This is a genomic window from Rhizobacter sp. P2_H2 (genome assembly GCF_056403375.1).
Genome location: NZ_JBFUFP010000187.1, coordinates 1 through 7,267 on the forward strand (window position 1 = coordinate 1; position 7,267 = coordinate 7,267).

The following is a 7,267-nucleotide window of genomic DNA, read 5'->3' on the forward strand; positions in this document are numbered from 1 at the left end:
GCAGCAGGCGGTCGATGCCGCGATCGCGCAACTGGGCTTCATGCCGAACCCGGTGGCGCGCGGCCTGGCCGGCGGGCGCACGCTGAGCATCGGCGTGGTCACGCAGTCGATCGACAGCCCGTTCTACGGCGAAGGCCTGCGCGGCATCGAGGCGGTGCTGGGCGCGGCCGGCTACATGCCGCTGTTCGCGAGCGGCCACTGGACGGTGGTCGACGAGAAGAAGTGCATCGACCTGCTGCTGTCGCGGCGCGTCGACGGCATGATCGTCTTCACCGGCCGGCTGCCGGACGAGACGCTGATGGAGGTGGCGCGGCGCGTGCCGACGGTGGTGACCGGGCGCAAGCTCTCGGGCCCCGGCCTGTTCAGCCTGAACTTCGCGAACGTCGAAGGCGCGCGCATGGCGACGCGGCACCTGATCGAGCTGGGCCACCGGCGCATCGTGCACATCCTCGGCCCGCGCGACCATGCCGATGCGCGCGAGCGCAAGGAAGGCTACCGCCGTGCGCTGAAGGAGGCCGGCATCGCGTACGACCCTGCCCTGGTGGTGCAGGGCGATTTCAGCGAGGCGGGCGGGCTGAAGGCGATCAGCCACCTGATGGAGTCGCGCACCGACTTCAGCGCGATCTTCGCGGCCAACGACCAGACGGCGTATGGCGCGGCGCTCGGCCTGTACCGGCGCAACCTGCGCGTGCCCGACGACGTGTCGGTGGTCGGCTTCGACGACCTGCCGGGCTCGCAGTATTCGATCCCGCCGCTGACCACGATCCGCCAGCCGGTGTACCAGCTCGGCGAGCTTGGCGCGCAGGCCGTGCTGGCGATGCTGCGCGGCGAGGTGCCGGACGGCGCGCTGCCGCCGCCGCTGCTCGTGACGCGGGAATCGACGCGGCCGTTGAAGCGCTGAGGCGCTTGCCACCAGGGCTTCGACAGGCTCAGCCCGAACGGGAAAAAGCTGTTCGCCCGGGTGGCCGAACGGATCATCTGCCCCAGCGCAGCACCAGCGGATCCAGCCGCCGCGCCGCATCGAGCAGCCCGGCGCGCGTGGCCGGGTGCATCGGCGGCCAGGGGTGGCGCGGCGCATCGCACGCGATGACGCCGCCCTCCTTCATCAGCGCCTTCGCGCTCAGGAAGCCGCCCTGGCGGTTCTCGAAGTTGATCAGCGGCAACCAGCGCGCATAGGCCGCGACGGCTGCCTCGCGATTCCCTGCCGCGTACGCATCGACGATCTGCCGGATGCCGTCGGGGAAGCCGCCGCCGGTCATCGCGCCGGTCGCGCCGGCATCCAGGTCGGCCAGCAGCGTGATCGCTTCCTCGCCGTCCCACGGGCCCTCGATCGCATCGCCGCCCAGCGCGATCAGGTCACGCAGTTTGGCTGCCGCCTGCGGCACTTCGATCTTGAAGTAGCGCACGTTCGCCGTCTCGCGTGCGATGCGCGCCAGCGTGGCCGCGCTCAGCGTGGTGCCGCTGACGGGAGCGTCCTGCACCATGATCGGAATCGCCAGCGCCTCGGACAGCCGCGAGAAGAACTCGATGCTCTGGCCCTCGGGCACGCGCAGCGTCGCGCCGTGGTAGGGCGGCATCGCCATCACCATCGCCGCGCCCTGCTGCTGCGCACGCACGCTGCGCTCGATGCACAGCCGCGTGCTGAAGTGCGTGGTCGTCACGATCACCGGCACGCGGCCGGCCACGTGCTCGAGGATGGTGGTCGTCAGCAACTCGCGCTCGGCATCGGCGATGACGAACTGCTCGGAGAAGTTCGCGAGGATGCACAGCCCGGTCGAGCCGGCATCGATCATGAAATCGACGCAGCGTTTCTGGCTCGGCAGGTCGAGCTCGCCGCTGTCGGTGAAGGTGGTGGGCACCACCGGGAACACGCCCTGGTATCGCGCAGCCATGTTCGTCTCCTCACACCGGCAGCGGGTTGCGTTCGAACGGCGCCTGGTGCCAGTACGGGTACGGCCGGGTCACCGCGCTGGCCTCGTCGAGCTGCTTCATCTGCGACGCGCTCAGCGACCAGCCGATCGCGCCGAGGTTGTCGCGCAGCTGGGCCTCGTCGCGCGCGCCGATGATCACGTTCGCGACCGTGGGCCGCTGCAGCAGCCAATTCAGTGCGATCTGCGGCACGCTCTTGCCGGTTTCCTTCGCGACGGCGTCGATCGCATCCATCACGCGGAACAGCTGCTCGTCGGGCACCGGCGGGCCGAACTCTGCGGTCTTGTGCAGGCGGCTCTGTGCCGGCAGCCCGGTGCCGCGGCGGATCTTGCCGGTGAGGCGGCCCCAGCCGAGCGGGCTCCACACGACCGCGCCGACACCCTGGTCGAGCGCCAGCGGCATCAGCTCCCATTCGTAGTCGCGGCCGATCAGCGAGTAGTAGGCCTGGTGCGCGACGTAGCGCGAGATGCCCAGGCGCTCCGATGCGGCGAGAGACTTCATCAGGTGCCAGCCGGAGAAGTTCGACACGCCGAGGTAGCGGATCTTGCCGGCGCGCACCAGGTCATCGAGCGTGCGCAGCGTCTCTTCGACCGGCGTCTGCGCATCGAAGCCGTGCAGCTGGAACAGGTCGATGTAGTCAGTGCCGAGCCGCTTCAGCGATGCGTGCACCGCATCGAGCAGGTGGTGGCGCGACGAGCCGACATCGTTCGGCCCGCTGCCGAGGCGGAAGGTTGCCTTCGTCGAGACGATCACCTTGTCGCGTCGGCCGGCGATCGCCTGGCCGAGCACCTGTTCGGCCGCGCCGGCGGAGTACACGTCGGCGCTGTCGAACATGTTCAGGCCGGCCTCGAGGCAGATGTCGAGCAGGCGGCGTGCGCCGTCGGCATCGGTCTTGCCCCAGGCGCCGAAGAACTCGCCGCCGCCGCCGAAGGTGCCGGTGCCGAGGCTGAGGACGGGGACCTTGAAGCCGCTCGAGCCGAGTCTGCGATGTTCCATTCGAATCTCCATCAACGGGGGCGTGCAGTTTGCCTTGCCGCGGGTAGACCCGACGACAACAGGGATGTGGCTGTGAAGAGGCCATGCATACCGCGTGCAAACATTCTGCACAGTTGATTTCTAGACTGGTCCGATTGACGCCATCGAGCAGTGCAACCCGGTGTCGAAAAGGAGACGGTATGGAGAACTGGACACAGGTCGCCGCGGCGCTGTCGTTGTTGGTTGCCCTGGTCGTGGTGTGTGCGATGACGTTCGTGATGGACGCTGTTGCGTGGTGTGCCGAACGACGCGCCGAGCGCGTCTACCTGCAGGCCAAGGGCCTGGCCTTCAGCCTGGCCCGCTCGCACCTGCAGGGCGCCTACCTGGGCTTGAACCGGAAGTGCTGCCCTTCGTGCCGAAGCCGTGTGAGCGTGGCGGCTGCCGCGCACGACTGCAGGCCGGCGATGCAGGTGGTCGACGTGAACTGCGATTGCGGGCTGTGTGCCTGTCGCCTGGGCCTGTGCCGGCAGGCTGACGATGAGCTGGTCGAGCCCACACCCGTCGAGCCGGGCGAGTCTCGCGGCAGATGACGACGCGAGGGTTCGAAGATGAATCCCGAAACGCCATTCGACGCGACATCGTTCGGCGTCACCCTCAAAGTCCTCGGGCCGCTGTACTGGATCCTGGCACTGGCCGTCGCGACCGTCGTGTACTGGTTGCCGAAGCGCCGCTGGATGAAGTGGGGCTGCGCCGCCGGGGTCATGGCCGCATTCGCGTATCCCGTGGCGACGCATGTCGTCGAGCGCAATCATTGGCTCGACCAGCAGAGCGCGAGACGCGCAGCCGCCATGGCGCATTTCCAGAGGCGCTGCAGGACCGCTGGAGACCAGGTTTACCGCGTCGTCGAGGATGTCGACGGAATCGTCTGGATGACGTGGCGTCCGGTCAACGTGGGTGCCGATCAGTTCGCGTTGGACGATCCCTATGGCAGGGATTGCAGCGGGGACGACTGCATCAGGATTCTTCTGCGTGCGACGAGCGGCGCCGGGCTCGATCGGCCGGAGGCAAGGCAATACGCGAGCGGCTACCGCTTCGTCGAGACCGTGGATCCGCGCGACGGAAAGCGGTATCGATACACGGCGACCCTCGCGCTGGTGAGAAAGCGAACCCCGGCTGAAAGAGAGTGGTACAGGACGAGCAGCGGTGGCAGGGATCCCGGCCCGGCGATCTACGAGTTCAAGGTGGAGCGCACAGCCATCGCTGCGTTCACGGCCCGCTATGGCTTGACGTGGGAGGACATCTCCACACCCGACGATCGCGAGCACTGGATTGCCGGAGGTGCGCTGAAGGCCATCGATCTGCGAACCCAGGAGGTCGTCGCGGAACGAAGAGGGTATCTCGTGGACACCAGGGAAGGGCGCACCCGGGAGTTCCTGGATCCTTGGGCATGGGCAAGGATGTTTGGGCCGCGATGCCCGAAGGTGGAGGAGCGCATGTGGGATTTCGCCTCGAAGCGGCTTCGGCCATCGAAGGCGGAGGAGCAGGGTGGACCTGGGCCGTGATGTGGCTTCCCCCTTCGGAGGGGCATTGCGACTGCGCGTGCCGTGGCTAGACTGAACCGGTTCACAGGGAGCAGGAAAAGTGCGTGACGGAAGTCGTCGGCCCCGAGGCCAGGCCACGGCCACGGTGGGTGGCTCATTCAGAGGCGGCGCAGGTTGAGATGCGCCTGCTGGTGATCCATCAGAACTTCCCTGGCCAGTTCGGCCAGCTCGTCACGGCGTGGGCCTGTCGCCCGGGTTGGGAGGTGCGTGCGCTCGGCCGCGAGACGGCGCCGGGGCTGCCCGGCTTCGACGGCCTGCTGCACTACAAGCTGGCGCGCGCACCGCATGCGCAGCAGCACGGCTACCTGCGGCAGATGGAATCGGCCACGCTGCACGGCCAGGCGGCGGCGCGTGCGATGCTGAAGCTGCGCGATCAGGGCTTCCGGCCCGACGTGATCCTCGCGCACCCGGGCTGGGGCGAGACGCTGTATGCGAAGGACGTGTTCCCCGACGCGCGCCTGATCCACCTGTGCGAGTGGTACTACAACGCCGACGGCCAGGACCTGGGCTTCGACCCGGAGTTTCCGATCAGCTTCGACGACCGCGCACGCATCCGCACCTGGAACGCGCTGCACACGCTGAACCTGACCAACTGCGATGCCGCGGTCAGCCCGACGCACTGGCAGCGCAGCCGCCACCCGGAGATCTTCCTGCCGAAGATCGGCGTGCAGCACGAAGGCATCGACACCGACAGCCTGGCGCCCGATGCGCAGGCCACGGTTCGCACGCGCAGCGGCGCCGTGCTGAAGGCCGGCGACCCGGTCATCACCTACGTGGCGCGCAACCTCGAGCCCTACCGTGGCTTCCATGTCTTCATGCGCGCATTGGAGCGGCTGCAGAAGCAGAACAGGCAGTGCCACGCGATCATCGTCGGCGCCGACGGCGTGAGCTACGGCAAGCGCGTGCGCGATGCGACGAACTGGCGCGAGAAGATGCTGCAGGAAGTGAAGCTCGATCCTGCCCGCACGCACTTCACCGGCAAGCTGCCGCGCGCCCAGTACCTGAAGGTGCTGCAGGTGTCGGCGGCGCACGTGTACCTCACCTACCCGTTCGTGCTGAGCTGGTCGCTGCTCGAGGCGATGGCCTGCGGCGCGGCGATCATCGGCTCGGACACCGCACCGGTGCGCGAGGTTGTCATCGATGGCGAGACGGGGGCGCTGGTGCCGTTCTTCGATGTGGAACGCATCGCAGAAGCCACGGCGGGCGCGCTCGAGGGCGGCAGCGCGTGGGCTGCACGCCGGCTTGCTGCGCGACGACTCGCGCAGCGTTATTCGATGCAGGCCGGCCTCGCCGGCTACGACGCCTTGCTGAGCGCGTCATCCCCCCAAGTGGTGGTGCCGGTTTCGTGAGGAATCGGCACTGCGCCGGATAGACTGACCTTCACAAGAACGGGAGTAAGCCTCCATGACGAGGACGAGGGGAGGGGCGCCACAAGTGGTGTCGCAACAGCAGCTGCTGTGGGCATTGGGATCGATCTGTTCCCTGCACCGCCAGCCGTTCGCGGCCGAACTGGTGGCTCGCGAGTTTCCGCCGCCGTGCACGCACGCGACGGTGATCGCGGCCGGCCGTGCGCTCGGCCTGAAGATCCGGCAGGTCACGCTGAAGCCTGCGCGTCTCGAACGCATGGTGTTCCCGCTGCTGGTGGCACTGAAGGCCGATGCCACGGACGACGCGGCACCGGTGTTCGGCATCGTGACCGCCGCGGTCGACGGCAAGGTGGTGCTGTTCAAGGCCGGCAGCGCGACGGCGAACGAGCTCGACGCCGAGACGTTCGCGCAGGCGATCACCGGCGTGGCCTGGCTGGCGGTGCCGGTCACTGCGGCCGCGGCCGATCCGGATGGTGCGGCCGGGGCACCGCGCTTCGGTTTCCGCTGGTTCGTGCCCGAGCTGATGAAGCACCGCCAGGTGTGGCGCGATGTGCTGCTCGCTTCGCTCGCGCTGCAGCTGATCGCACTCGCCACGCCGCTGTTCACGCAGGCCATCATCGACAAGGTGGTAGTGCACCGCACCGAGAGCACGCTGATCGCGATCGGCATCGCGATGCTGATCTTCACCGTGTTCACCAGCCTGCTCAGCTGGGTGCGGCAGTACCTGGTGCTGCACACCGGCAACCGCGTCGATGCGGTGCTGGGGGCGGCGATCTGGGAGCACCTGCTGCGGCTGCCGCTGCGCTACTTCCAGCACCGGCCCACCGGCGTCGTCGCGGCGCGGCTGCACGCGGTGGAGACGATCCGCGAGTTCGTCTCCGGCGCAGCGGTCGGGCTGGTGCTCGACCTGCCGTTCCTCGTGATCTGCCTGGGCGTGATGTTCTGGTACAGCGCGTTGCTGACCTGCATCTCGCTCGGCGTGCTGGGCGTGATCGCGGTGGTGAGCGTCGTGATCGCGCCGCTGTTCCAGGCGCGGCTGAACGAGCAGTTCCTGCTGGGCGCGCGCAACCAGGCTTTCGTCACCGAGCACATCGCCGGCTTCGAGACGGTGAAGAGCCTGCAGATGGAGCCGCAGCTGCGGCAGCGCTTCGCGGGCTACCTGGCGAGCTACCTGCAGTCGGGCTTCAAGACCAAGCAGACGGCCAACACCTACAACATCTTCGCGACCACGCTGGACCAGGTGCAGACGCTGCTGATCCTGATGGTGGGTGCGTACACGGTGATGACCGAGCCGAGCTTCACGATCGGCATGCTGGTGGCCTTCCAGATGTTCGCCGGCAAGCTGAGCCAGCCGGTGCTGCGCATCGTTGGCCTGTGGAGCCAGTTCCAGCAGGC

At 68.1% G+C, this 7,267-nt stretch carries 7 protein-coding genes; 5 read left to right on the forward strand and 2 right to left on the reverse strand.

Annotated features, from left to right (window positions below; genetic code table 11):
• The coding region (locus AC1D15_RS12635) for a substrate-binding domain-containing protein (protein ID WP_477826242.1) at nt 1–901 on the forward strand (901 nt) is incomplete at its 5' end.
• A gap of 73 nt (nt 902–974) precedes the next feature.
• Here AC1D15_RS12635 and AC1D15_RS12640 read toward each other — a convergent pair.
• Together AC1D15_RS12640 and AC1D15_RS12645 are read right to left on the reverse strand one after the other, a co-directional pair.
• Entirely contained in the window at nt 975–1,892 is a 918-nt protein-coding gene (locus AC1D15_RS12640) for a dihydrodipicolinate synthase family protein (protein WP_477826243.1), read from the reverse strand.
• Nucleotides 1,893–1,902: 10 nt separating this feature from the next.
• Nucleotides 1,903–2,925: an aldo/keto reductase gene (locus tag AC1D15_RS12645; protein ID WP_465111011.1), complete on the reverse strand. Its 1,023-nt coding sequence runs from the start codon at nt 2,923–2,925 to the stop codon at nt 1,903–1,905.
• Between the two features lie 179 nt (nt 2,926–3,104).
• Here AC1D15_RS12645 and AC1D15_RS12650 point away from each other — a divergent pair, with 179 nt between their 5' ends.
• From AC1D15_RS12650 to AC1D15_RS12665, 4 genes are all read left to right on the forward strand, one after another.
• Complete coding sequence (locus tag AC1D15_RS12650) at nt 3,105–3,494, forward strand: hypothetical protein (RefSeq protein ID WP_477826244.1); 390 nt, start codon at nt 3,105–3,107, stop codon at nt 3,492–3,494.
• A gap of 18 nt (nt 3,495–3,512) precedes the next feature.
• Nucleotides 3,513–4,466 carry a hypothetical protein gene (locus tag AC1D15_RS12655; RefSeq protein WP_477826245.1) on the forward strand — a complete coding sequence of 318 codons (954 nt, stop codon included), beginning with the start codon at nt 3,513–3,515 and terminating at the stop codon, nt 4,464–4,466.
• A gap of 158 nt (nt 4,467–4,624) precedes the next feature.
• Nucleotides 4,625–5,854 carry a glycosyltransferase family 4 protein gene (locus AC1D15_RS12660; RefSeq protein WP_477826246.1) on the forward strand — a complete coding sequence of 410 codons (1,230 nt, stop codon included), beginning with the start codon at nt 4,625–4,627 and terminating at the stop codon, nt 5,852–5,854.
• Nucleotides 5,855–5,939: 85 nt separating this feature from the next.
• On the forward strand, nt 5,940–7,267 hold a 1,328-nt coding region (locus AC1D15_RS12665; RefSeq protein ID WP_477826247.1), incomplete at its 3' end, for an ABC transporter transmembrane domain-containing protein.